This window comes from Halomonas campaniensis, from assembly GCF_002211105.1.
Classification (GTDB): domain Bacteria; phylum Pseudomonadota; class Gammaproteobacteria; order Pseudomonadales; family Halomonadaceae; genus Vreelandella; species Vreelandella campaniensis_A.
The window spans coordinates 116259-140608 of record NZ_JPUA01000003.1 but is presented as its reverse complement, the minus strand read 5'-3'; the positions used below and the strand labels follow the sequence as shown (position 1 = coordinate 140608).

General features: G+C 52.2%; 25 protein-coding genes. 8 read left to right on the top strand and 17 right to left on the bottom strand.

Translation table 11 applies throughout. From position 1 onward, the window contains the following. Nucleotides 1–741, bottom strand: a 741-nt coding sequence (locus tag JI62_RS22805) for an NAD(P)H-hydrate epimerase (RefSeq protein WP_240513106.1), incomplete at its 3' end; no start/stop codon positions are given. 97 nt (nt 742–838) lie between these two features. Between JI62_RS22805 and queG the strand changes: the two genes are divergently transcribed. After that, nucleotides 839–1972 carry a tRNA epoxyqueuosine(34) reductase QueG gene (gene queG / locus JI62_RS01845; RefSeq protein WP_430750708.1) on the top strand — a complete coding sequence of 378 codons (1134 nt, stop codon included), beginning with the start codon at nt 839–841 and terminating at the stop codon, nt 1970–1972. Nucleotides 1973–1985: 13 nt separating this feature from the next. Here the strand turns inward: queG and orn are convergent, their stop codons facing one another. The 9 genes from orn to JI62_RS01800 all read right to left on the bottom strand — a co-directional run bounded on the left by orn (nt 1986) and on the right by JI62_RS01800 (nt 10678). Beyond that, complete coding sequence (gene orn, locus JI62_RS01840; RefSeq protein WP_088698532.1) at nt 1986–2591, bottom strand: oligoribonuclease; 606 nt, start codon at nt 2589–2591, stop codon at nt 1986–1988. 253 nt (nt 2592–2844) lie between these two features. Further along, the gene (locus JI62_RS01835) at nt 2845–3819 is read right to left on the bottom strand and encodes a 2-hydroxyacid dehydrogenase (protein WP_088698531.1); all 975 of its coding nucleotides are present in this window, start codon (nt 3817–3819) and stop codon (nt 2845–2847) included. A gap of 24 nt (nt 3820–3843) precedes the next feature. Further along, a complete protein-coding gene (locus tag JI62_RS01830) occupies nt 3844–4554 on the bottom strand; it encodes a GntR family transcriptional regulator (protein ID WP_088698530.1) in 711 nt (236 codons plus the stop codon). 178 nt (nt 4555–4732) lie between these two features. Continuing rightward, nucleotides 4733–5776 (bottom strand): L-idonate 5-dehydrogenase, encoded by a 1044-nt coding sequence (locus JI62_RS01825; RefSeq protein WP_088698529.1) that lies wholly within the window; start codon nt 5774–5776, stop codon nt 4733–4735. 8 nt (nt 5777–5784) lie between these two features. Then, nucleotides 5785–6552, bottom strand: coding sequence for an SDR family oxidoreductase (locus JI62_RS01820; RefSeq protein ID WP_088698528.1), 768 nt, complete (start codon nt 6550–6552; stop codon nt 5785–5787). Nucleotides 6553–6563: 11 nt separating this feature from the next. Further along, on the bottom strand, nt 6564–7763 hold the full coding sequence (locus JI62_RS01815) for a mandelate racemase/muconate lactonizing enzyme family protein (protein ID WP_088698527.1): 1200 nt from the start codon (nt 7761–7763) through the stop codon (nt 6564–6566). A gap of 12 nt (nt 7764–7775) precedes the next feature. Next, entirely contained in the window at nt 7776–9083 is a 1308-nt protein-coding gene (locus JI62_RS01810) for a TRAP transporter large permease (protein WP_088698526.1), read from the bottom strand. Beyond that, the gene (locus JI62_RS01805; protein WP_088698525.1) at nt 9073–9594 is read right to left on the bottom strand and encodes a TRAP transporter small permease subunit; all 522 of its coding nucleotides are present in this window, start codon (nt 9592–9594) and stop codon (nt 9073–9075) included. The genes JI62_RS01810 and JI62_RS01805 overlap by 11 nt, the downstream gene beginning before the upstream one ends. A gap of 58 nt (nt 9595–9652) precedes the next feature. Continuing rightward, complete coding sequence (locus tag JI62_RS01800) at nt 9653–10678, bottom strand: TRAP transporter substrate-binding protein (protein ID WP_240513102.1); 1026 nt, start codon at nt 10676–10678, stop codon at nt 9653–9655. 323 nt (nt 10679–11001) lie between these two features. Between JI62_RS01800 and JI62_RS22555 the strand changes: the two genes are divergently transcribed. The 4 genes from JI62_RS22555 (at nt 11002) to asd (ending at nt 14190) form a co-directional block, all read left to right on the top strand. Then, on the top strand, nt 11002–11166 hold the full coding sequence (locus tag JI62_RS22555) for a hypothetical protein (RefSeq protein WP_170938459.1): 165 nt from the start codon (nt 11002–11004) through the stop codon (nt 11164–11166). Between the two features lie 128 nt (nt 11167–11294). Then, nucleotides 11295–12314, top strand: coding sequence for a small ribosomal subunit biogenesis GTPase RsgA (gene rsgA / locus JI62_RS01795; protein WP_088698653.1), 1020 nt, complete (start codon nt 11295–11297; stop codon nt 12312–12314). Nucleotides 12315–12332: 18 nt separating this feature from the next. Next, nucleotides 12333–13175, top strand: a complete 843-nt coding sequence (locus JI62_RS01790) for a sulfurtransferase (protein WP_088698523.1) — start codon at nt 12333–12335, stop codon at nt 13173–13175. A 181-nt stretch (nt 13176–13356) separates the two neighbouring features. Continuing rightward, complete coding sequence (gene asd / locus JI62_RS01785; RefSeq protein ID WP_088698522.1) at nt 13357–14190, top strand: archaetidylserine decarboxylase; 834 nt, start codon at nt 13357–13359, stop codon at nt 14188–14190. On the opposite strand, the gene epmA is transcribed toward asd, so the two are convergent. Further along, the gene (gene epmA, locus JI62_RS01780) at nt 14187–15167 is read right to left on the bottom strand and encodes an EF-P lysine aminoacylase EpmA (protein ID WP_088698521.1); all 981 of its coding nucleotides are present in this window, start codon (nt 15165–15167) and stop codon (nt 14187–14189) included. The genes asd and epmA overlap by 4 nt on opposite strands. A gap of 86 nt (nt 15168–15253) precedes the next feature. Next, nucleotides 15254–15820: an elongation factor P gene (gene efp / locus JI62_RS01775; RefSeq protein WP_088698520.1), complete on the bottom strand. Its 567-nt coding sequence runs from the start codon at nt 15818–15820 to the stop codon at nt 15254–15256. Nucleotides 15821–15984: 164 nt separating this feature from the next. On the opposite strand from efp, the gene epmB reads away from it, so the two are divergent. Then, nucleotides 15985–17019, top strand: a complete 1035-nt coding sequence (epmB, locus tag JI62_RS01770; protein ID WP_088698519.1) for an EF-P beta-lysylation protein EpmB — start codon at nt 15985–15987, stop codon at nt 17017–17019. A 71-nt stretch (nt 17020–17090) separates the two neighbouring features. Here the strand turns inward: epmB and JI62_RS01765 are convergent, their stop codons facing one another. Together JI62_RS01765 and JI62_RS01760 are read right to left on the bottom strand one after the other, a co-directional pair. Further along, on the bottom strand, nt 17091–17477 hold the full coding sequence (locus JI62_RS01765; RefSeq protein WP_088698518.1) for a type II toxin-antitoxin system VapC family toxin: 387 nt from the start codon (nt 17475–17477) through the stop codon (nt 17091–17093). Between the two features lies 1 nt (nt 17478). Further along, nucleotides 17479–17718, bottom strand: coding sequence for a type II toxin-antitoxin system Phd/YefM family antitoxin (locus JI62_RS01760; protein WP_088698517.1), 240 nt, complete (start codon nt 17716–17718; stop codon nt 17479–17481). A gap of 237 nt (nt 17719–17955) precedes the next feature. On the opposite strand from JI62_RS01760, the gene JI62_RS01755 reads away from it, so the two are divergent. Together JI62_RS01755 and JI62_RS01750 are read left to right on the top strand one after the other, a co-directional pair. Beyond that, nucleotides 17956–18321: a hypothetical protein gene (locus JI62_RS01755; RefSeq protein WP_088698516.1), complete on the top strand. Its 366-nt coding sequence runs from the start codon at nt 17956–17958 to the stop codon at nt 18319–18321. Nucleotides 18322–18331: 10 nt separating this feature from the next. Then, nucleotides 18332–20413 carry a pyrroloquinoline quinone-dependent dehydrogenase gene (locus tag JI62_RS01750; RefSeq protein WP_088698515.1) on the top strand — a complete coding sequence of 694 codons (2082 nt, stop codon included), beginning with the start codon at nt 18332–18334 and terminating at the stop codon, nt 20411–20413. Between the two features lie 73 nt (nt 20414–20486). On the opposite strand, the gene JI62_RS01745 is transcribed toward JI62_RS01750, so the two are convergent. Genes JI62_RS01745 through JI62_RS01735 form a run of 3 tightly spaced genes read right to left on the bottom strand, consistent with a single transcriptional unit; the run spans nt 20487 to nt 24252 of the window. After that, a complete protein-coding gene (locus tag JI62_RS01745) occupies nt 20487–21605 on the bottom strand; it encodes a hypothetical protein (RefSeq protein ID WP_088698514.1) in 1119 nt (372 codons plus the stop codon). 33 nt (nt 21606–21638) lie between these two features. Further along, complete coding sequence (leuA, locus tag JI62_RS01740) at nt 21639–23345, bottom strand: 2-isopropylmalate synthase (RefSeq protein WP_088698513.1); 1707 nt, start codon at nt 23343–23345, stop codon at nt 21639–21641. Between the two features lie 16 nt (nt 23346–23361). Then, entirely contained in the window at nt 23362–24252 is an 891-nt protein-coding gene (locus JI62_RS01735) for an ion transporter (protein ID WP_088698512.1), read from the bottom strand. Between the last annotated feature and the right edge of the window lie 98 nt (nt 24253–24350).

Genomic DNA, 24350 nt, shown 5'->3' with positions numbered 1-24350 from the left:
CACCAGCACGTGGCCCATGTCGCCTTTAGGGCTGGTACGCAGGCGGGGGGCAAACGCCGCTGCCAATAGCGAATCATCCAGTCGCCAAGCCGTGGGGAAGATATCGAAATAGGCCTGAGCTTTGACGCCCAAGGGGCGAAAATCAATCTCGCCGGTATAAGCCGGCGCATCCCCCGTATGCAGCCCCACCTTATCACCGATAAAAGTCACCGTGCAGGCGGCCTTTACGGCAATACCTGGCACATTGCCAGTATCGGCGACCAGGCCTGAAGGAATATCAATCGCCAGCACCGGCTGATCTGAGGCATTGATCATTTCAATAGCGCGCTTGAAGCGCCCCTCGACTTCGCCAGTCAATCCGGTACCCAGCAGCGCATCGACGATCACTTCACCAGTGAGTTCAATACCGGCGTGCCACTCCTCGCAGCCTACCCCCGCGGAGGTGGCTAACTCAGTGGCACGCGCCGCGTCACCGCTCAGCTCGTCAACGCTCTTAAGCGTTATCCGCTGCACTTTCAGGCCAGACTGCATGGCCAGCGCGGCCAGCACGTGACCATCGCCACCATTGTTCCCGCCTCCACACAACACAGTAATACTGCGTGCCTGAGGCCAACGGGAGCGGAAGCTGTGCCAAGCACTTGAGGCGGCGCGCTGCATCAATGCAAAGCCATCGATACCCCCGGCAATCGTGCGCCGATCGAGTTCCTGAACCTGGGCTGCTTTATAGAGGGGGCGTAGCATGGAAGTATTCGGGACTGTCACGATCGCTCCTTTCACATGTTTTGATGGCTGCCAATGCGTTAGCATAGCGCGCTTAATGCCTTGCTGTTGATTGACTATGTCGAATTCCACTGCCTTTGCACGTTCTGATGGTGCAATGACTGACCAGAAACTTGCTCGCCTTGCCGACCTGATTAAAATCTGGGGGCGAGAGCTGGGCTTTCAGCAGGTGGGTATCACCGATACCGAGCTGTCGGCCCATGAAGCTCACCTGGACGCGTGGCTGGAAGAGGGCTACCACGGTGAAATGGGCTTTATGGCCAAACATGGCACCAAGCGCACCCGCCCCGCAGAGCTGGAACCCGGCACTCAGCGCATTATCAGCGTGCGCATGGATTACCTGCCCGCCGAAGTGGAGAGCACCAAAGTACTCGGCCAGCCCAGCCGCGCTTATGTTTCCCGCTACGCTTTAGGGCGTGATTATCACAAGCTTATTCGTAAACGGTTAGCCCTATTAGCAAAAAAAATTGAGCAGGAAGTCGGTGAGTTCGGCTACCGCGCCTTTGTCGATTCAGCGCCAGTGATGGAGCGCGCCCTGGCGCAAAAAGCCGGGCTTGGCTGGTTCGGCAAAAATGCCATGCTGCTCAACCCCAAGGCGGGCTCGCTGTTTTTTCTTGGCGAGCTGTATACCGACCTACCACTCCCCATTGACGCACCCTTTGAGCATGAACACTGCGGTAGCTGCAGCGCCTGCCAAACCGCCTGCCCCACCGGGGCTATCGTTGACGACAAAGTGGTCGACTCGCGCAAGTGCATCTCCTATCTCACCATTGAGTTACACGGGGCGATCCCGGTCGAGTATCGTCGCGCCATGGGCAACCGTATTTACGGCTGCGATGACTGCCAGCTGGTGTGCCCCTTCACTCGCTTTACCCGCACGACCCAGGAAAACGACTTTGCACCGCGCCATGATCTCGATCGTGCATCGCTTATCAGCCTGTTTGCCTGGGGCGAAGAGGAGTTTCTGGATAAAACCGCTGGCAGCCCCATTCGGCGCATTGGTTATGAACGCTGGCTGCGCAATATCGCTATCGGCCTTGGCAATGCGCCCTGGAGCGTTGCGGTAGAATCAGCGCTATGGGCGCGTAGAGCCTATCCCAGTGAGCTAGTACGCGAACACGTCGACTGGGCGCTTGAGGAGCAGCGCCTTAAGCGCGGTAAGCGAATTGCTACCGACATCCACTCCTCTTAACTACCCTCCTCAGTCACTCTTCTTCGTCGCGGCTTTGGTCAACACGTAAAAACGTATTGCGGTAGTGGGCCAGTTCAGCAATCGACTCTTTAATATCGTCCATTGCCAAGTGCACATTCTGTTTACTAAAGCCTGCCAGCGCACCGGGATTCCAGCGTTTGGCCACTTCTTTTATGGTCGACACATCAAGATTGCGGTAGTGGAAAAAGTTGAGCAGCGCGGGCATCTCACGCTCCAGAAAGCGTCGATCCTGGTGGATACTATTGCCACACATGGGCGACGACCCCGCCACCGCGTACTGCTGCAAAAATGCCAGGGTTTGCTGCTCAGCTTCTGCCGTTTCCACCCTGCTGGCTTTTACCCGTGCTACCAAACCTGATTCGCCGTGGGTTTTCTGATTCCAGTCATCCATCTGCGCCAGCAAGCTATCGGGCTGCTTCACTGCAATGACTGGCCCCTCAGCCATGACGTTCAAGTCCGCATCAGTAATGAGTGTGGCCACTTCAATGATGCGCTCTTTATTAGGATCGAGGCCGGTCATCTCGAGATCGATCCACACCAGCAGATCATCCCGCGGCGCTGTTTTTCCTTCTGCGGCACCCGTCGTTTCGTTGCTCATTACCGGTATCCTTTTGCTTAAATGGCTATTCAAATCATGCCATTGTGCCTTAAATTTACGCTTACAGTTAAACAAGGGCCTGTGCACGTTACAGCGTGAATCACGACGAAACGTCCACAGGCCCTATAAATTCTCGCACTTTAACATGGGAGGAAACAGTCCCACATCTGCCGCTGAAGCGATATCGTCAGCAAACTATGTCGTTCTAATTATCGATCAAGGTTCAAAACCGGATTTCTGATTTTATTGGCATTCAGGTAGAAACAATATTTACAAGATCACCCTCACCCTTGGCCAGTTTATTAATATTGCGCGCCATCGTTAACTGGCGGCGCTTTACCGTACCGTGTGTCCACCCAGACATGTGTGGGGTCATAATCACGTTGTCTAATTCATGGAAAGGAAGAGACGCGGGTAAAGGATTAGAATCTGATTCTGCTGGATAAACATACCAAGTATCTATGATCGCGCTAGCAATTCTCGACTCATTCAGGGCATCAAATAGTGCCTTTTCATCAACCACGCGGCCACGACCGACATTGACAAAAACAGCACTTTTTTTCATATCTTTAAACTCTTTTTGACCAATAAAACCTTCAGTATTTTCAGACAGCGGGAGCGTATTAACAACAATATCGACATCCTTCAGCATAGAGGAGAGATCATCAAGAGCATAAGATTGTTTTATGTGACTAGACGCTTCAACCCTGCTTCTATTGGCTATCGACACATCCATTCCAAAAGCATGGGCCCTATTTGCCAATTCTTTTCCAATATGCCCATAACCGATGATACCTATGGACTCAGAAGATAGCTCAGTGCGTAGGCCTGACGCACCACCGGCCCAATACTTCCAGTCACCCTTTCTTAACCTTTCATCGGCATCGGTTATTGGAACATGCCTAAGCAGAAGGGCCGACATGACATACTCAATGATCGCTTGCTCATGGCCAAAACAATTACAGACTATTGTTGTGTTTGGAAGCAGAGAGAAATCTAAACCGTCATAGCCAGCGCCAGGAACATGAAACAACTTTGTTTTGGTTAAAGCAGGTAGCGATGAATCATATTTGACACCGACAACAATATCGGCACTAGTATAACAAGAAATATCTTCGGCGGATTCGAGAGCGTCCGGCAACAACTTTATAGCGTGATCCCCCTCAAGAAGAGGTGCAAAATCGCTAAAAAAAGTTTGTGCATTTTTGCCGTGAAATACTATATTCATGGAAACTCCAGTATTATTATTAAATTAAGGTTGATTAAATTCCATTCTGACATCAAAGACGCTAGGAGGTAATTCATCATTCAACACAGGCAACATATCTTTTACAAAGTCGATAAGCTTATCAGATGCCAGTGCGGCGTGTTCTGGCTTACCTGAAAGTATGGCATCCAGGACGGCTATATGACCTTCCACGGTACTATCAAGGCTTTCTCCACCAGCAGCATAAGAATGGTAAACCCAGCCAATTCTTCGAAAAATAGTATGCAGAGGTCTAAGCGTATACTGTAAAAAAGGCTCACCACACGCGGAAAGCACCATCTGGTCTATTTTTCTATCATAAGCATTGAACTCAGAGATGGTTAAGGACTCACTTGTTTTTAACAAATTAGCTATGTGGCGAAACTGACCTCTTTCCGCGTCGCTTGCTCTTTGGCTAGCCAGTGATATAACAAACCTTTCAAGATCCCGACGTAAGTCAAGCAGCAATGAAGCACGAGACAAGTCTATTGGTGAAATCTGGATACCTTGTCGCGGATGAATAATCATGAGCGTATCAGCAGCCAAACGAGTTGTCGCTTGATAAACCGGCATCCGATTAAAGCCAGTCATCGTTTGTAAGTCTTGAATCCTAAGGTGGCTGCCTGGCTTTAGCTCGCAGGTAACGATGAGTTCTTCAAGCTTATCATAGGCGAGATCAAGCAGGTTCTGACCCGTACTGCTAGTTTTATTACTCATATTTATTTAGCCATTATTATCGGAAAAAAACTGACTATTTTACCATGCACAAACTCGCCAAATAAAATATTAGGCCTGATAAAAAATGAGAACACTCACCGCATTTTTCATAGAAAACCTAAACTTGGAATTCAGTCAACCTCTGTCAAAAAAACACAACAGGCCATCATGAAAAAGCTCATCTCACGTCAAAGTCAAGCTGAACTTTCATCGATTTCTCACGCATAGACGCTAGCTCAAAAGCAGACCTTGCCTCTCTAAAGGGTATAACTGAAGATACAAAAGGTTTTAAATCAACCACCTTTCTATCAATTAGATCAGCAGCCTGGGAAAATTCCTCGTCAAAGCGGAAGCTCCCCATCATCTTCACTTCCTTAGCAACCGCTAAATTTAAGGGAAATGGGATCTCACCACCTAAACCGACCAAAATAATAGTGCCACCGGGCTTAATAATCTCTAATGCCGACGCAAGTGCTTTGGGGCTACCCGAGCATTCAAAGATAACATCTTGGCTACCCTTCCCGTGAGCAAGGGAAGCCAACGCATCTGGTTGGCTATTGAGATTGACACTACGATGCGCGCCTAGTTGAGCCGCAATCGCTAAAGGCGCATCAGAAAGATCTGTCGCGGTAATATATTGAGCCCCAGCGCGAGCAGCGGATAGCACCGTTAAGCAGCCAATGGGCCCGCACCCCGACACTAATACGTTACCCCCGACCAAAGAGCCAGCTTGGCGTACTGCATGGAGACAGACGGCTAAAGGCTCTGCACAGGCAGCATACGTCAGGTCAGTCTCGGGTTGTAGCGGGTAGAGTTGTTGGGCGGGAAGCGTAATATTTTGGCGAAACAGCCCCTGTTGATGAGGAAACCGCATGGCACTTCCAAAAAACCGCATATCCTCGCATTGATTGCGCTGGCCACTCAGACAATATTGACATGCGGCACAAGGCATCGAAGGATTCACAGCCACCTTATCGCCCACTTTCAAATGTGAAACGCCTATGCCAAGCTCCGCGACAATACCAGCTACTTCATGCCCTAGAACCATAGGTTCTTGCAACCTTACCGCACCAAAACCGCCGTTATGGAAGTAATGTAGATCAGAACCGCAAATCCCCCCCTTACTAATGGCGACCGTTACTTCACCTGGGCCGGGCGGATGTGCTTCTGGATGCGCTTCGACGCGTAAGTCGCCGGGGGCGTGTATGACTACTGTTTGCATAACTCCCCCTATAGCACTGATATCATGCCACCGTCAGCATAAATGATTTGCCCATTAACATAGTCTGAAGCAGCAGAGCTAAGGTAAATGGCTGTACCTGCAAGTTCTTCAGGCTTTCCCCAACGACGGGCAGGTGTTCGGCTTTTTACCCATGCATCAAAATCTGGGTTTGAGGTTAAGGCTTCATTCATATCAGTTAACATATAACCTGGCCCAATGGCGTTAGCCTGGATGCCATGCTCTCCCCACTCAGCTGCCATCGCCTTGGTCAACATTTTAATCCCGCCCTTGGCTACCGTGTAGGGAGCAACCGTTGCACGGGCGAGCTCACTGGTTAGAGATCCAATATTAATGATCTTTCCGTAACCACGCTCAATCATTCTCTTTGCCGCTTCTCTGCCGACAACAAATGCTGAGGTTAAATTAGTATCAATGACACGATGCCAATCGGATGTTTCAAGCTCAACCATCGGCTTTCTAAACTGTACTCCGGCATTATTAATCAAAATATCAATATTGATACCCGCTTTATCGAATTTAGCGAAGGCTGATTTAACCTCGCTTTCATCGGTGACATCAAACGCTGCGATTTCGACATGATAGCCACTCTGAGTCATCTCTTGTTCAGCAGCATCCAGCCGCTCCCGGTTCATGCCGTTAAGAATGACGGAAGCCCCAGCACTTGCAAGCCCCTCGGCAAAGGCGCGGCCTAGCCCCCGTGAAGAACCGGTAATGAGAGCGGTTTTACCTGTTAAGTCAAAAAGATTCGTTGCCATGGGTGGCTCCTTTAAAGTGACGTGTTTCTCACGCTCAAATCGGAGCGTTTAAAGAAAGTGGGCAAAAGCTCAACGCCAAGCCCTGGCCCCTCCATAGGGTAGACAAAGCCATTCTCTATTTTGGGTACAACCGTTACCAGCTCGGTATACCAGCCTCGATAAAAAGCTCTTACACTCTCCTGAATGAGTGTGTTTGGCTGGCTAAATGACATGTGAATGGCGGCCACAAACCCGACCGGGCCAATACAGTCATGAGGAGCAAAAGGGCGATGCCAGGTTTCGGCAAGGGAGGCTATTTTGCGCCCTTCTGTTAACCCTCCTGTCCAGCAGAGATCGACCATAACCACATGGGTTGCGTCACGATCCAGCATGTCTTTATAGGGCCAGCGAGAGCCAAGCGTTTCACTGGCACATGTCCATACAGAGGTAGAAGCAGCAAACTCAGCCAGTGCTTGCGGTGAGTTCATGCGAATGGGGTCTTCATACCAAGTGGGATTAAATTGCTCCAATTCCTTAGCTATATTTTTTGCAGTCGGCAAATTCCACTGAGAATGAAACTCAACCATGATGTCAATTTCATCGCCAACGGCCTTACGTATTTCTTCGAAGGGTTTTATCGCTTTTTTCATTTGCGGTGTGGTGATGTACTGGCCACGCGTCTCAACAGCAGCGGGGTCAAATGGCCAGATTTTCATTGCCGTAATACCCGACTCCAGGAGATTTTCAGCTAACTGGGCTGGGCGGTTCATAAAGCCGTCCAGATCCTCATAAGGCCCCTCCGCAGCACCTAAATTCCAATTTGAAACTGGCTTAATATTGTTAGTCCGGACGTAACGGTAACCAGCACAAGTGTTATATATGCGAATCTTCTCCCAACACAGCCCGCCTAACATTTGGTGGACTGGCTGGTTACATACTTTACCAAAGATATCCCAGAGAGCTATGTCAATAGCAGAGGCTGCACGGTATTCAGCGCCGGTTGAAGACTGCGCCATGGGTAGTGACACCATCTCTTTGTGCAGAGCCTCAATATGAAGAGGATCTTTGCCCAACAACCGCTCGGAAAGTGTTTCGTGTATATGGGCTTCTACAGCACCAGCGCCATAAAATGTTTCACCTAAGCCGACGATACCCGCATCCGTCTCAACGTGTACCCAAAGCACATTGGAAAACTCTTTTAATCGATATGTTTTTATCGCTGTAATTTTCATCTTTAATCCTTTTTAGCTAAGTACGGCAGGTAACCAAAGTGCTACACCAGGAAAAGCCAGCATAAATATCAATATTGCTATCTGTATAAGCATAAATGGCCAAAGCGAAGCGTATATTGTCTGAAGACTAATCTCAGGCGGGGCAACACTTTTCAAATAAAAGGCAGCTGGGCCAAATGGAGGTGACAAAAATGCAACTTGCATCGTTAGTGAAAATAGCACACCAAACCATACTGGGTCATAACCTAGATGAGTTACAATGGGTACAAAAATAGGAATGGTAAGAAGCAGTATTCCAATCCAATCCATAAACAGGCCAAGCACGAAAAACACCAGCATCATAACCAGAATTGTTGCAAAAGGAGAAATACCTAGCCCTGCAATAAAGCTAGTAACATACTGCTGACCTCCTGAGAGATTGTATATTCCAATCAATACTGCTGCGCCAAAAGTTACCCATAAAATGATACCGCACGATAGGAGCGTTCTTTTAAGCGCTTGCCACACTAGTTCTTTGCAAAGTTCTTTACGTGCATATATCACCATGAGGGTGGCGCCCACAGCTACACCAGCCGCTTCTGTAATCGATGTTACTCCTCCATAGATGCAGCCAAACACGATTAAAATCAGCAACAGAAATGGAAGGAAGCCATGAATGATATCCTTCCAACCAATAGCTTCGACTTCTACTTTATCAGGCACTGGAGCTAGATTTGGATTTAACGTACAGCGAATATAGATATAAGCATAATAGGCAAGCGCTAACACAAACCCTGGTACAAATGAAGCGATAAACAATTTATGCACTGAGACTTCGGCAGTGAGTCCATAAACAATTAGCACAATTGACGGAGGAATCATTGTGCCCAGTGAACCACCAGCACAAATAACGCCAATTGCCAGTTTTTTATCGTAATTAAGCCTCAGCATTTGAGGTAGCGCCACTAGGCCTAGTAAAACAATTTCGCCACCAATAATACCACTTATAGACGCCATAAAGATGGATATCACCAGCGTAACGGTCATTACGCCACCTTTTCTGTGTCCAAATAACTTATTGAGACTATCGTAAAGGTCGTGGGCGATTCGCGATCTTTCTAAAAGCGTTGCCATAAATATGAACAACGGAATAGAGAGTAACGCATACTCAGTAGCCAGCCCATATATCGTTTTGTGGGCAATAGCGATAACAGGGGTACCATAATTAAAGTAAGCTATTGTGATCGCAAGAGAACCCGCAGCAAAGGCTAGCGGCACACCTATGGCCATCAGAAATAAGACACCCAGAACAAGTACTAGGGTAATTAATTCAATCGACACGTCCCTTCTCCTCAGCCGGTGAGCGAGTGTCGATCCCCCGCATATTGTTGACGAAATTGATAATCGCGTAGATCGCTATTATCAGTGCTGCGCACACTATGGCAGGCTTGACTGTCGCAGGAATGGGAGGATTCCAAGCGGTTCCGAAGCGCTCCCACGTTGCCAATGCTTTCCATGAGCTCGGCCAACCAAACCAGGATATCGCTAAGCAGTAAGTAAGCACGCAAACCAGCTGAATACAGTCGAATACTCGCTTCAACCAAGATGGCGAAGCATCGTACAGAACGGTAATCCGAAGGTGCTGGTCGAGCTGCATTGCATAGACACCTGCCGCCGCATAAAGAATCGCAGATAACCAAAGCGCCAACTCATTGGCCCATAGTGTGGGGGATTTAAATATATACCTGGCCAACACTTCGTAAAAAGTAACGGCTACAATAACCAGTAGTAATAAAGAAAAAAGCGCAGTTACTGTTTTGGCAATTGATGACTTATGCATGAGCGGTGACATAGAGGGTTCTCCTTGAGCAAGCCGAGGCCAGGCGACCTCGGATTATTGATATTTTTATCTATTCAAGGATGCCTAATTTGTTCATATAGGCAATGTGAGAGTCGTACGCAGCCTTGGCTTCAGGACTACGTGTCGACCAATCTTCCCACACTTGTTGAGCTGCTTCCCTAAAGGCTTGGCGGTCTTCCTCGCTCCAGTCGTGTAGAGTCACTCCTTCTTGCCTAAGCTCTGCTGCTGCTTGCCGATCAAGCATCGTAGAGTCTTGAATTATCTCCAAAGCAATAGTATCCACAGCAGAACGGAGTAATTGTTGTTCGGCTTCGCTAAGGTTATTCCACTTATTAAGATTTATCGCCACGTGCTCAATGGGCATTGAATGAAACCCCGGATAAGTAGCATGCTCTGCTATATCGTAGAGACCTAAACCTTTATTCACTGCCAAGGTGGATGCATCCGCGCCGGAAACGGTTCCGGTGGACATTGCCGTAAAAACTTCACCGAAGGGCATAACAACCGGGCCAGCACCTAAGCTGGCAAAAATTTCCGACTCCATACCAGGAGGAGATCGAAACTTCCACCCATCAAGATCCTCTATGCCAGCTAACGCTGAAGTTGAACTGAGTGCTTCAGGGGTAGCAATAAACACCCCTATCAAGTGCATATCAAATTGATGGTAAAGTTCGTTAGCTAGCTCTAAACCGCCCCCGTCTTTGTACCAACCAATTAACTCGTAAGGCGTATTGTATCCTCCCATGATATCGCCATAAAATTGAAAGGCAGGGTTTTTACCAGTTATATATCCCGCCCCCGTTGCATCACCATCAATAATCCCCATGCTTGCTGACTCAAATGCCTCCGATGCTTTCACCACTGCTGAGTCTGTATGCATTTTTATATCTAAACTACCGCCTGACATTTCGTTTGCCAAATCGGCAAATCGATTAAGCGCCTCTCCTTGTAGAGATGAGGAACTATGATGCGTTTGAAAGTTAAGCGTTGTTATATCTTGCGCGTAACTGTTGGTTAAAGGCGTGAGTAAAGCAATGCCAAGCGCTGCTACGATAGATCTTTTTATAGTTTTCATAAGCTGCTCCATGTTTGCGATGCATGCTGTGATATATCACAAAATATTAATAGCAGCCCTCAGATTGGTATGTCAAATAGCTCTAGGTGAAGATTTTCTAAAGAGGCATGTAAAGACTAGTGAGTCCTCTGCTTATACAACCCTAAAATTCAGCTTGGCTTAGCTTAAAAAATGTCTAAGAATAAATCTTATGTTATATAAAACATTATCTTACGATAGCCACAGTGATTTAAGATGCATACGGCATAGAGCATATGGTTTGAAGCTCACCAGAAACGCGCTGCGAGCAGCTACAAAAACCTTATACTAATTGATGAGTGCTCTTGAGCCATTTCACCCAACAGAGCAAGCGCACAACCTTAGCGAGTCTCACCTTGAAAACGGTTGCGACGCCTTGTAATGCTGAACCTTTAGGTGCTGATGAAAGCACTGCAATGAGTAGCAGAATTGAAGGCAACCTGAATAGTGAAAAACAAAATAATACTTAAATAAGACTGCACATAGGGCCGCCAAGCGGCTACAAATGAGAGCTCGGCTACTTGATGGCATCTTTGCTAAGTACAATCACATCGTTGATAGGTACAATGACCGCTATTGTAGCGATCATCAGGTGGTCATGAGCAAACGTAAATTAAGTCGCCAGCAGCAGTGGCGCGTCGAGAAAGTCCAGGCGGAACGTGCCCAGCGCGCTGAAAAGCGCGATGTGCAGGACGCTGAAAAGCTCGCCGCCGGTGAATACGGTGCCGAACAGCCGGGCCGTGTCGTTGCTCACTTCGGGCGTACCCTTGAGGTGCGCAACAGCGATAATGAACCGGTACGCTGCCACTTGCGCGCCAATCTGGACGGCCTGGTCACCGGCGACAGAGTGATATGGCGCGCAGGTCAGGAAGGTTCCGGCGTGGTGGTGGCACGTGAAGAGCGCGACAGCGTACTTAAACGCCCCGACGCCCGCGGCCAGCTCAAACCGGTCGCCGCCAACATTGATCAACTACTGATTGTGTTTGCGGTGGAACCCGCACCCCACGCCAACCTTATTGACCGTTACCTGGTGGCTGCCGAAGCGACCGGTATTGCCCCAGTACTCGTGTTGAATAAAACCGACCTACTGCCAGAAGATGGTGGTGAACTGGGTAAACTACTCGAGCGCTATCGCGATTTGGGCTACCCCGTCGTCCGCACCACCACCGCCACAGAAACTGGCCTAGATGAACTGCGCAGCCAGCTCGAAGGGCGCACCTCGGTATTCGTTGGCCAAAGCGGCGTCGGCAAATCATCGCTGATTGATCTACTGCTACCCGATGAAACCCTACGCATTGGTGCACTCTCGGAGGACTCCCGCAAAGGTACTCACACCACCACCACGGCACGCCTCTATACCATGAGCCGCGCTGAGGTGGCCGACGGCGATCTCATCGACTCACCGGGTATTCGCGAGTTTGGCCTGGTGCACCTCAACGAGCAGGAAGTCACCGACGGCTTTATTGAGTTTCACGACTATATTGGTTACTGCCGCTTCCGTGACTGCAGGCATCGTAATGAGCCCGGCTGCGCTTTACTCGCGGCGGTCGAGGCAGGCAAGATTCATCCAGCACGCTTTGCCAGCTATCGGCGCATTCTCGATAGCCTAGACAGCTAACGCCTACAGGAGTTACTCATGAGTATTGAGCGCCAATCGTCGGAAGCTAACCTGCTGCCGCTAATCGTTGAACCCGAACAACTGCAAGAGCACCTGGATAATCCTGAGCTACTGATTATCGATGTGCCGGTCAACGGTGACAGCTATCGCCAGGGCCATGTACCTGGGGCTATTTTTCTAGACTTTCGCTACTTGATGCGTGGCGAAGGGCCAGTGCCCAGCGACGTTCCCAGCGTAGAAGCGCTATCGCAGCTATTCAGTGCCCTTGGCCTGACCCGCGACACCCATGTCGTGGCTTACGACGACGAGGGCGGCGGCTGGGCGGCGCGCCTGCTATGGACGCTGGATCTGATTGGCCATACGCGCTACTCCTACTTGAACGGTGGCATCCATGCATGGCGCGACGCGGGCCTTGAAGAGAGCAGCGAACCGACCGCTCCATCACCCAGCGAATACCATGCGGAGATTCTCAACCCCAATGCCCTGATCACCTGCGACGAGATAAAAGAGAAGCTCGACGATAAGCAGTTTGCGGTATGGGATGCACGCTCCAAGGATGAGTATGATGGGGTGCGCGGTAACAACAAGCACCTGGGCCATATTCCCGGCGCAGTAAACATGGACTGGCTTAACGCCATGGATCGCCATCGTGCACTGCGCATACGCGATTACGCCGAGCTGATCACCGAGCTGGGCGTCCTAGGCCTGACCCCGGAAATGGAAATTGCCACCCACTGCCAGAGCCACCACCGCAGCAGCTTTACCTGGCTGGTGGGCAAGGCGCTAGGCTTTAATATGCGCGGCTACGCAGGCTCCTGGGGTGAATGGGGCAACCGTGACGACACACCCATTGAGAAGTGACGCTCGACAGTTTGCGCCCTGGCGTCAGGAATACGTATAAGCAGACCGTCTTTTTCAGGGATGAAAAAGCCGAGCGCCCAGGGATGGGTTTACAGCGTGTCTGCGTTACGTATTGCTGAGTTAGCCAGGGCTGTGATGCCAGCTAATTCAGGCTTTTAGCCACTGCTACGAAGATATTATTGTGACTCTTTCCCAAAAAGCCTTTTCGCTATTTCAGTATCCATTGCCTCACCATGCGATCTCGCGCCTGACCGGCAAGTTCGCCCAGTGCGATAACCGCTGGGTGAAAGACACCCTGATCAAAGCGTTTATCAAACGCTTTAATGTCGATATGAGCCAAGCGCTGGAGCCCGACCCCACCGCCTACGCCACCTTTAACGACTTCTTCACCCGCGCGCTAAAAGCCGATGCCCGCCCACTGGGCGAAGGCATCCTCAGCCCCGCCGATGGCACGCTCTCCCAATATGGGCGTTTGCAGGCAGGTCAACTGGTGCAAGCGAAAGGTCACACCTACTCAGCGCAAACCCTGCTGGGCGGCGATACAGCGCTGGCAGAAGAGTTTTTGGGCGGCAGCTTTGCCACGGTTTACCTGTCGCCACGGGACTACCATCGGGTGCATATGCCAGTGACCGGCACCCTGCGCGAAATGATCTACGTCCCAGGTCGGCTATTCTCGGTCAACCAAGCCACCGCCAACTATGTACCGGGGCTGTTTGCCCGGAATGAGCGCCTGGTATGTATCTTTGATACCGAGCAAGGCCCCATGGCGATGGTATTGGTCGGTGCCATGATTGTGGCTGCTATCGAGACCGTCTGGTCGGGACAAGTAACGCCGCTTTCGGGTCATCCCCAGCGCATGCAGTTTGGCCAACCGATCACACTGGACAAAGGTGCCGAGATGGGACGTTTCAAGCTTGGCTCCACGGTGGTCATGTGCTTCGCTAAAACCGTCAACTTCGAAGAGCGCCCTCTTGCAACGATGGTTAGCATGGGCGAATCGCTAGGTGATCACTAGCAATTAGGCGTTGAGAACGTTAGCACGTCTTCCAGGCGTGCTTTGCCTAGTGACAATTGAATAAGTCGATCAATTCCCAGCGCGACGCCGGCACCGTCAGGTATCCCATGCTCTAGCGCGGCAAGCAGACGCTCATCGACATCCACTTCCGGCAACCCCAAGCGGCGGCGCTCAGCATTGTCTGCAGCAAACCGCTCACGCTGCTCAGCAGCATCGGTCAGCTCATCATAGCCGTTAGCCAACTCAATACCGTTTAGGTACAGCTCAAAGCGGGAAGCTACCCACTCACCGTCAACATCCTGATGGCGGCGAGCCAAGGCCGCCTGGTTGGCCGGGTAATCAACCACTACGCTTAGCTCAGCCTTTCCCAGTTGAGGCTCAATCACCATACTCATCAACAGGTCTAGGCACGTTTCGCGCCCCTCACTGGCCAGCGCTTTGACGGACATTTGCCCACGCTCAGCGGCTAACGAGCGGAGCTTATCCAGTGACGTGGTAAAGGGATCAACTTCTAAGTGGGTATGAAACAGCTCCCGGTAGCGGTAATGCACAAGCGGGCCGGGGAAGCTGGGCAGTAGCGACATAATGAGCGTCGCGGTCTCATCAATCAACTGATCCAGCGAAAACTGCGGCCGATACCACTCCAGCATAGTGAACTCGATATTGTGGCGGGCGCCGATTTCACCGTCACGAAAGCTTCTCGCGAGCTGAAAGATCGGCCCACTGCCCGCCGCAAGCAGGCGCTTCATATGGAACTCAGGGGAGGTTTGCAGCCATAGACGGCGCTGCCCCTTGTCTGTCCGCGCCAAGGTGTGCAGTGATACCAAGTGCACATCCGTGCTGCCCCCCTGCCCCAATACCGGGGTTTCCACTTCCAGCACGTCACGCTGGGCAAAAAAAGCCCGCACTTTGGCCATTAACCGCGCCCGTTCGTGCAGCGTTTCTAAAGACGCTGAGGGTTGCCAATCAATGGCCATGACGACTCCTTGGAAAAACCACCTTAAATAATAATGGCCACGCACAAAGCGTGGCCATTAAGACATGCAAGCGCTCTGAAAAGCGATCAAGCGCGGGAGACGTAATCCCCACTGCGGGTATCGATTTTCAACACTTCACCCTGATTAATAAAGAGCGGCACTCGCACCACAGCACCAGAAGACAGCGTCGCAGGCTTGGAACCACCCTGTGCCGTATCGCCTTTCAAACCGGGATCTGTTTCCACGACTTCCAGCTCGATAAAGTTCGGTGGCGTCACGGAAATGGCCTTATCATTCCAAAGCGTAATGATATAGGGCACCTGCTCTTTCAGCCACTTGATGCTATCGCCTAGCGCTTTTTTCTCTACCGCATACTGCTCAAACGAGCCGTCAGTCTTCATGAAGTGCCACATATCTCCATCGTTGTAGAGATACTCCATCTCCAAATCCATGACATCGGCACCTTCCAGCGAGTCACCGGATTTGAAAGTCTTCTCACCTACGCGGCCCGTCATCAGGTTGCGTAGCTTAACGCGGTTAAACGCCTGTCCCTTACCGGGCTTGACCAGCTCGTTCTCAACGATCGAACAAGGATCGCCATCGAGCATTACTTTCAGACCAGCCTTGAATTCGTTGGTAGAATAGTTCGCCATAATGTCTCTCAATCATCCATTTCAGTTATTTGTTTCAACAGGTGATGCGCGAAGCCATACGTTGCTGCCGTCAGCAGGTTTATATGCCAGCCGCTATATACCAGCAGCGTTGTAAATGGCGTCGTTAAATAAGTGCGCGCATGATAACCCGAAGGAGGGCTTTTTTGCAGGAGAACATCATTATTGCCGGGTCTGAAACACAAAGCCATCGCGACTCACTGGCAGTTTCCACTTGGCAGCAGCAGCTTTCCCATGCCATTCGCGACCCTCAGGCACTATGCCAACGGCTGGGGCTCAGCCGCGAATGGTTGCCCGGCGCCAAGTTAGGCCACGAACTGTTTGAGGTATGCGTACCTGAAGCGTATCTCAACAGAATAGCCTATGCCGACATAAACGACCCATTGCTGCGCCAAGTAATACCGCTCGGCGAGGAAGCACTCACGCCTGCTGGCTACGTCGTTGATCCACTTGAAGAAGCCCAGCACCGCCCCGCTAAAGGGCTAATTCATAAATATGCGGGCCGGGTACTACTGATCGCCAGCCCTAACTGTGCCATCAACTGCCGCTACTGCTTTCGCCGCCATTTCCCCTATAGCGACAACTCGCCCTCCAGGGCACAGTGGCAGGAAGCACTCGACTACTTGCGAAGCGACACCACTATTCACGAAGCCATCCTCTCTGGCGGCGACCCACTGGCCGCCAGTGACCGTCAGTTGGCATGGCTGGTAGAGCAGCTAGAGAGCATTCCGCACCTAAAACGGCTACGCATCCATACCCGTCTACCGGTGGTCATTCCTGACAGGGTAGACGACGCCCTACTGGGCTGGCTGGGGTCGACGCGCTTGCAAAAAGTCGTGGTACTGCATATTAACCACGCCAATGAAATCGACCAAGCGATGATCGACGCCTGCACGCGCCTCAAACAGGCGGGTGCCACACTACTCAATCAAAGCGTACTGCTGCGCGGCATAAACGACGACGTGGCTACGTTAGCCACACTATCGGAACGGCTATTTGAAGCGGGTATTCTACCCTACTACCTGCATGTACTGGATCCTGTTCAGGGCGCTGCGCATTTTGACGTATCCGATGGTGAGGCGCGTGAGTTGGTAACTCAGCTACGTGATCACCTTCCAGGATTCTTAATGCCACGCTTGGTGAGGGAAGTTCCTGGAAGGGGAAGTAAAACGCCGTTGTGATGCATTTTAAAGAAACAGCGGCGCTGTGAAGTTTGAATGGCTCAGTGCCGAAGCCTTAAGCCAAACGTTCGCTATACCTTTCGGATAGGCCCAGCGTACCGAGCCACCCACTCATCCGCTGTAAGCAGCAAAAAACTCTCAGCCTCTGCCTGGGCCACCAAAATCCGATCAAAGGGGTCTTTATGAATGCTAGGCAAATGAGCGACGTTAAGTGTATGCAGTGAAGTGATAGGGAGTTCTAAATAACCATTATCCACCAGCCCTTTTCGCAATAAGTGCGGGTCGACTTGGAAATCAGGGCGCTGCAGGCTGTTCGTGATCACCACTTCCCAGATGCTGACGGCGCTAAAGTGGAGCCTGTTATTCTCGTCATTGATCAGCGATAGCGCATCCGCCGAGAGTTGCTCCGGTGACGCCGCCGCCCAGAGCAAAATATGCGTGTCCAGAAGCAGATTCACATCAGTCTCCAAACATCTCAGCTATTTCCTCCTGCCCCATCCGATCAAAGTCATTAGGCACTTTAAACTGGCCCGCCAAGAAACCCAGCCGCTTCTGCTGACCCGGCGCGGGGCTGTCAATCGCCGTTACACGCGCCATCGGCTTACCCGCTTTGGCGATAATAAACCCCTCGCCCTCGGCAGCCCGCGCGACGAGCTGCGACAAGCGCGTTTTGGCTTCGTGTATGTTGATAGCTTCCATATGAAATCCCGCCGGAAACACGACTTAGTTCAACTAGTTTAGTTTATTCGAGATAGGCAATTTTGCAGTACCTCACCTCCACTGAAAAAAACAGCGCGATGTGCTGCGACATTTGATCAGGTCACGGCCCCCAGATCATAAAGGTAGCGTTTTCTGCTAAAGTTATAGTGCTAACGATTTCTGACATTGAGTTAGCCTCAATGTCAGGCTTTCCACTCAGCAGGAGGCCAACACGTTATGTCGTCACCCCTCTCATCAAAATCGGGCGCTATCGTCCTTCTGATCGCCTCACTCGCTGGGCTTGCAGTTGCACTGTATGCCTATTTCACACCACTGACCGGAGTCACGGGAACACTCGGGGCACTGGTTGCCATTGTGGCCTGTTTCATTCTTGCGGTAATGGCGCTATTGCTAATGCAAGTAAAAGCACGCGGTGCTTCCATCACACTGAGAGTTCTTATTCTGCTAGGCCTTGCCGGTACATTTTTCGCCGCGATGCTGCTCCATCAGTGGTGGATCTGCGTTGCGATGGTGGTCGGTCTTATTGGCCTGATTCTCGACCTGTTTCGCCCTGCACACTACGCACGCCCCACCCACACTTAAGGAGCTGCCCATGCCAACTTCATTGCCCTCCCCGAGCACTCCGTTTAAATTTGTTACATCGGGTTTAGGCGCGGTTACCGCCCTGGCTATTGGCTTTACGTCATTGCCGCTACTCGCTCAGGCGCCATCAGTAGATACAGAGCAATCCACAGCTCAAGAACCGTCCGGTGAACAGGCATCGCCAGGGGAGCAAGAGAACGCCACACCCAAAGAAGCGACTAGCGCCGCCCCCATTCCACTGGTGCCTGGCGAACCCACCTGGGACAGTTTTCACGGCCAGCTCAACGCCCAGAAATATAGCCCGCTTGATCAGATCAATACCGACAACGTTGGTGAATTGGAAAAAGTATGGGAAGTACACACAGGGGATGTTGCTGATGGTTCCGGGGATTTACCTGCAACCGTTTGGTCTGCCACACCGGTGTTTGCCAATGAGACGCTGTATATCGGCACCCCCTTCTACCGCATTCTGGCCCTAGACCCCGCAAATGGCGAAGAGAAATGGAGCTTCGATACGCAGTCCTCTCTCGAAGCGCTGACCCAGCCTGCCCTGAAAAATCGCGGTGTAGCTTATTGGGAAGCGGACACCCCGGAAGCAGGCGAGCCCTGCCAAAAGATCATCTATATGGGCACCATGGATGCGCAGTTGTTCGCGGTCGACGCCGATAGCGGCGAACAGTGTGCAAACTTTGCCAATAACGGCGTGCTCGACGCCAACCAGTGGAATGACACCAATGAAAAATGGCCGTTGTCGCTGCTACAGCCACCTACCGTGGTGGGCGACCATCTGATTTTAGGCTGGGCAGGCATGGACTGGGCCTATGAAGAGGCGCCCCCTGGCACCGTATTCTCAATCAATGCCCGCACTGGCGAGCTCGAATGGACGTTCCAGGCACTCTCTGATGAGATGCGCGAGCAGAGCGGTACCGCTAACGTGTGGACACATATGTCCGCCGATGAAGAGCTTGGTCTGGTCTATTTGCCAGTCTCCTCCCCTTCGCCGAACTACTGGGGCGGTAACCGCACCGAAGAAGTGCCGCTAGGCACATCGACCACCGCGGTGGATATCGAGACCGGCGAAGTGGTGTGGTCGCGGCAGTGGGTGCATCACGATATTTGGGATTATGATATCAATGCAGCCCCAACGCTGATGGACATTACCGTCGATGGAGAAGAGATCCCGGCGCTGATTCAGGCGACCAAAATGGGCTTTCTGTTCGTGGTCAACCGCGAAACCGGCGAAGATGTATGGCCAATTGAGGAGCGCCCGGTACCCAGCGGCGACGGCAGCGTTGAGGGCGAAGTCTATGCACCGACACAACCCTTCCCCACCAAACCAGCGCCACTGTTAGATCAGTCCGAGAAACCCAACGTCTGGGCGCTGGCCGATGCGGTTAGCTTTGGGGAGTGCTCTGCACTGTGGGACGATCTCAGCTATGAAGGCATGTACACCCCACCGACGACCCAAGGAGAAGGCACGCTGGGCTTTCCCATCAGTGCGGGCGGCGTACAGTGGGGCGGTGTCGCCTTTGACCCCGAAAGCCAGACCGCCATCGTCAATACCTCGCACATTGTGCAGTACATAAAGCTCTATAATCGCGAAGATTATGACAAAGCGGATAGCGGCTCGGGTAACGAAAGCGGTTTTGCCCCCCAGGAAGGCGCGCCCTATGGGATGCGTTTAGAGGTCGCGCTCAATCGGTGGGGCATGCCCTGCTGGGAACCACCTTTCGGTGAACTCGTTGCCCTCGATATGACGACAGGTGATATCAAATGGCGTCGTCCGATGGGCGTATCCCAACAGTATGGCTTCTTTATGCCTGAGAGCTGGGGCTCGCCCACCATCGGTGGCCCGGCAGTCACCGCGGGTAACGTCGTTTTTATCGGCGCTTCCATGGATGCCAAGGTACGCGCCTACTCTCTGGAAACCGGCGAGGAGCTGTGGTCGGATCAGACTGAAGCCCCCTCCGTCTCCAACCCAGCTGTCTATGAGTACAACGGTCGCCAATACGTCGCCTTTGTTTCCGGTGGCAACAGTATCTTGAAAGATCAGGTAGGTGATCAGGTTGCCGTGTATGCCCTTCCGGAATAACGCCTGCGGTTGATCAATAGAAAACAAACGGGGCGACCTTAAGGCCGCCCCGTTTATGTTACATCCCATCTTCTTAGTTAGTCTCGTCGACTTGCCTTTGAGTACGCTTGGCTAACGCATGGTTAGCCGTTTTAAAACATACCCGCATCAACGGCACTAGCAGCCACAGTAGCGGTGTAAGTAGCCAGCGATAGACAAGCCGGGCAATGATCAGCATCGGCAGCAGCACGATTAGCCAGATAAGAAACTGGCCTAGCCAGACCGGCCAACCGAGCCAATTCGACAGGTTGGCGCCGAGTGCGCTGACGAGGCTTGGGTGGCGAACCACCACATAGGCAGTGCCCGCTACCGCAGCAATCTTGGCCATACGCGGCAAGGTCGCAAAACGACCGCTGCTGGCAACCATACCTTGGCGCAAGCCAACGCGAGTTCCCTGGGCTTCCACGCTCCCCACCCGCGCAGTTCGAGCGGCCCTGCCCGCCCGCAGCACCTTAACGGTGCTGGCCATCACCAGTAGATCGACACCCGCCCAGCCTAAATCAGCAGCGCCAATGGCGTCGCCCCGCCGCCACTGGCTTTCTAGATCGCGTAGCCCGCTGGTAAAGAAGTCGCCGACGCCTGCGACGACTCGCTCGCCCTGCAACCACTCAATCTCGCCTTGCTCACTGACCACAAACTGGTTAAGCAGTGCGTGGCCATTGGCATCCAGCAGCGCAATACCCATCTGGCCGCGACGGTAAGGTGTGAACGCTGAATCCTCACCGCCCTCCTCATCGCTCCACCAGCGGCTAAGCTGCTGGTAGCGCTCACCAACCCAGTGCTGCGCTCTTAGCGTCGCTACATCGTGGCTGCGAAAGTAGCTGATAGGCAGTATGGCGTCGGCCCCATAGCGCACTAACACCCGCTGAAAATCGGGCAGTAAGCCATACTCCACCAGTACATCGCGGGCTCTATCGCCGTGGCGTAAAATCGCCAAAGAAGCGCTCATCCACAGCGCCTGATCGTCGGCGTAGCTGAGAAAAAGCGTGTTGAGCTCTGGTGACGCCTGCTCAAGCGATGCCTCTAGCGTGGGCAGTGCCCGCTGAGCTTCCAGCCGCACTAGCTTAGACTCAAAGGACTCGTGGGAAGCCACGGCTGATGCTAACCCAGCCAGCACTAACGCGATTAACACTATGATTTGCCAGGGCCGCATCGCTTTCCACCTTGGTATGTTGGCAATCGCCTATTAGCCCAACGTCTCCGCCGTCACGTTCGCCGCTGCGGGTTGGGTCGAATGGTGTCGATTGATAGCACTAAGCACACCTTTCATCGAGGCACTGGTGATGCTCTCATCGGTGCCCACACCAAACACTGCTTTGCCGTCGATACGCACTTCCACGTAAGCAATGGCTTCGGCATCGGCGCCCTGGCCGCGTGAGTGCTCGTGGTAGTCGATGATTTCCACATCGTGTCCAGCGGCGGCCAGCGCTTTAATAAAGGCCGCTAACGGGCCGTTGCCTTCTCCTTTTAGCGTTTGGCGGCTGCCATCACTCTCCACAACCGCTTCCAGCGTGACTTTCGGACTATCGGGTTCAGACGACAAGCGGTGGTTAACCAAAGCAAAGGGGGCACACTGCTCCAAATATTCATCGGCGAAGGCCTGATAAATCATTTGTGAGGTGATTTCACGCCCAGTCCGCTCGGCCACTTCCTGCACCACTTGGCTAAATTCGATGGAGAGCCGACGCGGTAGCTCAATACCGTGCTCCTGCTCCAGCAGGTAGGACACACCGCCTTTTCCCGACTGGCTGTTAACCCGAATTACCGCTTCATAGCTACGGCCCACGTCCAGCGGGTCGATAGGCAGGTAAGGCACATCCCAAAGCGCATCAGGGTTGGCGCGACGATCCGCCATGCCTTTTTTGATCGCATCCTGGTGGGAGCCGGAGAAAGCGGTAAATACCAGATCGCCCACGTACGGGTGGCGTGGGTGCACCGGCAACTGGTTGCAGTACTCCACTTCACGCATGATCGGGGTGATATTGGAAAAATCGAGCTCTGGATAGACGCCCTGGGTGTACATATTCATCGCCAGGGTGACGATATCGACGTTGCCGGTACGCTCGCCGTTTCCAAACAGCGTGCCCTCAACGCGATCAGCTCCGGCCATTAGCGTCAGCTCTGCCGCCGCTACGCCGGTACCGCGGTCGTTGTGGGGGTGAACGCTGACAATCAAGTGGTCGCGGTTTTTGACGTGGCGACAGAACCACTCGATCTGGTCAGCGTAGTTGTTGGGCGTGGCGACTTCTACCGTAGCAGGTAGGTTAACGATCATGGGCCGATCGGCACTGCTGCCGTAAGCCCCCATGACCGCTTCGACGATCTCAACGGCAAAGTCCATCTCGGTGGTAGTGAAGAGCTCCGGCGAGTACTGAAACGTCCAGTTGGTTTCTGGTGCGGCATCCATCTGAGCACGAATTTGCTGTGTCGCCTCCACGGCGATTTGCACACACTCAGGCTTATCAACGTTAAACACCACCCGGCGGAACATGGGATCGGTAGCGTTATAGACGTGGACGATAGCGTTTTTGGCGCCTTGTAGCGCTTCAAAGGTGCGTTCAATCAAGTGCGGACGCGCCTGGGTCAGCACCTGAATGGTCACATCCTCGGGGATTTTATCCTGCTCAATCAGCGAGCGCACAAAGTCGAAGTCCGTTTGCGATGCGGACGGGAACCCTACCTCTATTTGTTTAAACCCAACCTTGAGCAGCATGTCGAAAAAGCGCTGTTTACGCTCCTGATCCATGGGGTCGATCAGTGACTGGTTGCCGTCGCGCAAGTCAACGCTGCACCAGATAGGCGCCGTTTCAATACGCTTGTTCGGCCACTGGCGATCGGGCAGGTCAACGGTCACAAAGGGGCGGTACTTTTTGGCAGGATCAGTCAACATCATGGCGGCTCTCCTAAAATCAGTCAGTTGTGGGCTTATCGGTGTGCTTACCGTCCGCGTCATTCTGGTGCGTGGGGGCTGTCGAGTAGGCTTGAGTGAGCGCTGACTCCATGCGGTCAAGCTGGGCTTTCAGCCCGCGAACGTCATTGCGCAGCGACTGCAGCTCGGCTTCTTCGCCTTCGCCGTTGTCCAGCGCCATTTGCGCGCTCTCTTTCTGCATCACGTCCAACACAATACCAATCATCATATTGAGAAAAATAAAGGCATTCAAAAAGATAAACGTTAAGAAATAGATCCAGGCGTAGGGGTAAACCTCCATGGCGGGATAGAGCACCGCCGTGGCCCAGCTCTCAAACGTCGCCACTTGAAACAGCGTGAGCATCGCCAGGGAAATATTGCCCCATAGCCCCTCGTCGACATTGTGAAACAGGAAACTGCCAATGGCGGCGTATATATAGAAGATGATAAACATCAGCAGCACCACATAGCCCATCCGCGGCACCGACTTCACCAGGGCGCTAAGGAGCATCTGCAGTTCAGGTATCATCGAGACCAGGCGTAAGACTCGAAAAATGCGCAGCAACCTTGCCAACAACACCATTTCCGAGTCATCCATGGGAATGAGGCTGGCGGTCACAATCAGGAAATCAAAAACGTTCCAGCCCTTTTTGAAGAAGTCGAGAAGGCTGCGCTCTGCGGCCATCCTGATTAAAATTTCAATCAGGAAAAAAATCGTTACCGCGATATCGAGATAGAGCAGCCACTGCTCGACCCGAGTGGTTTCATCGTAGGTCTTTGCCCCGATCACCAGGGCAGAGATGACGATAATGGCGATCACTACCGCTTCAAAAAACTTATTGGAGCGCAGCTTTTCGAAGCGGGCCTGCCAGGTAGTAAAGGACTCACTCATGTAACAAAAAATCTCTCAACGGTTAATCCGCACACTTTATACTAAAATTACACGCCTGCTACACAAGTGATATCCTGTTGTTTCACTTGATGTATGCT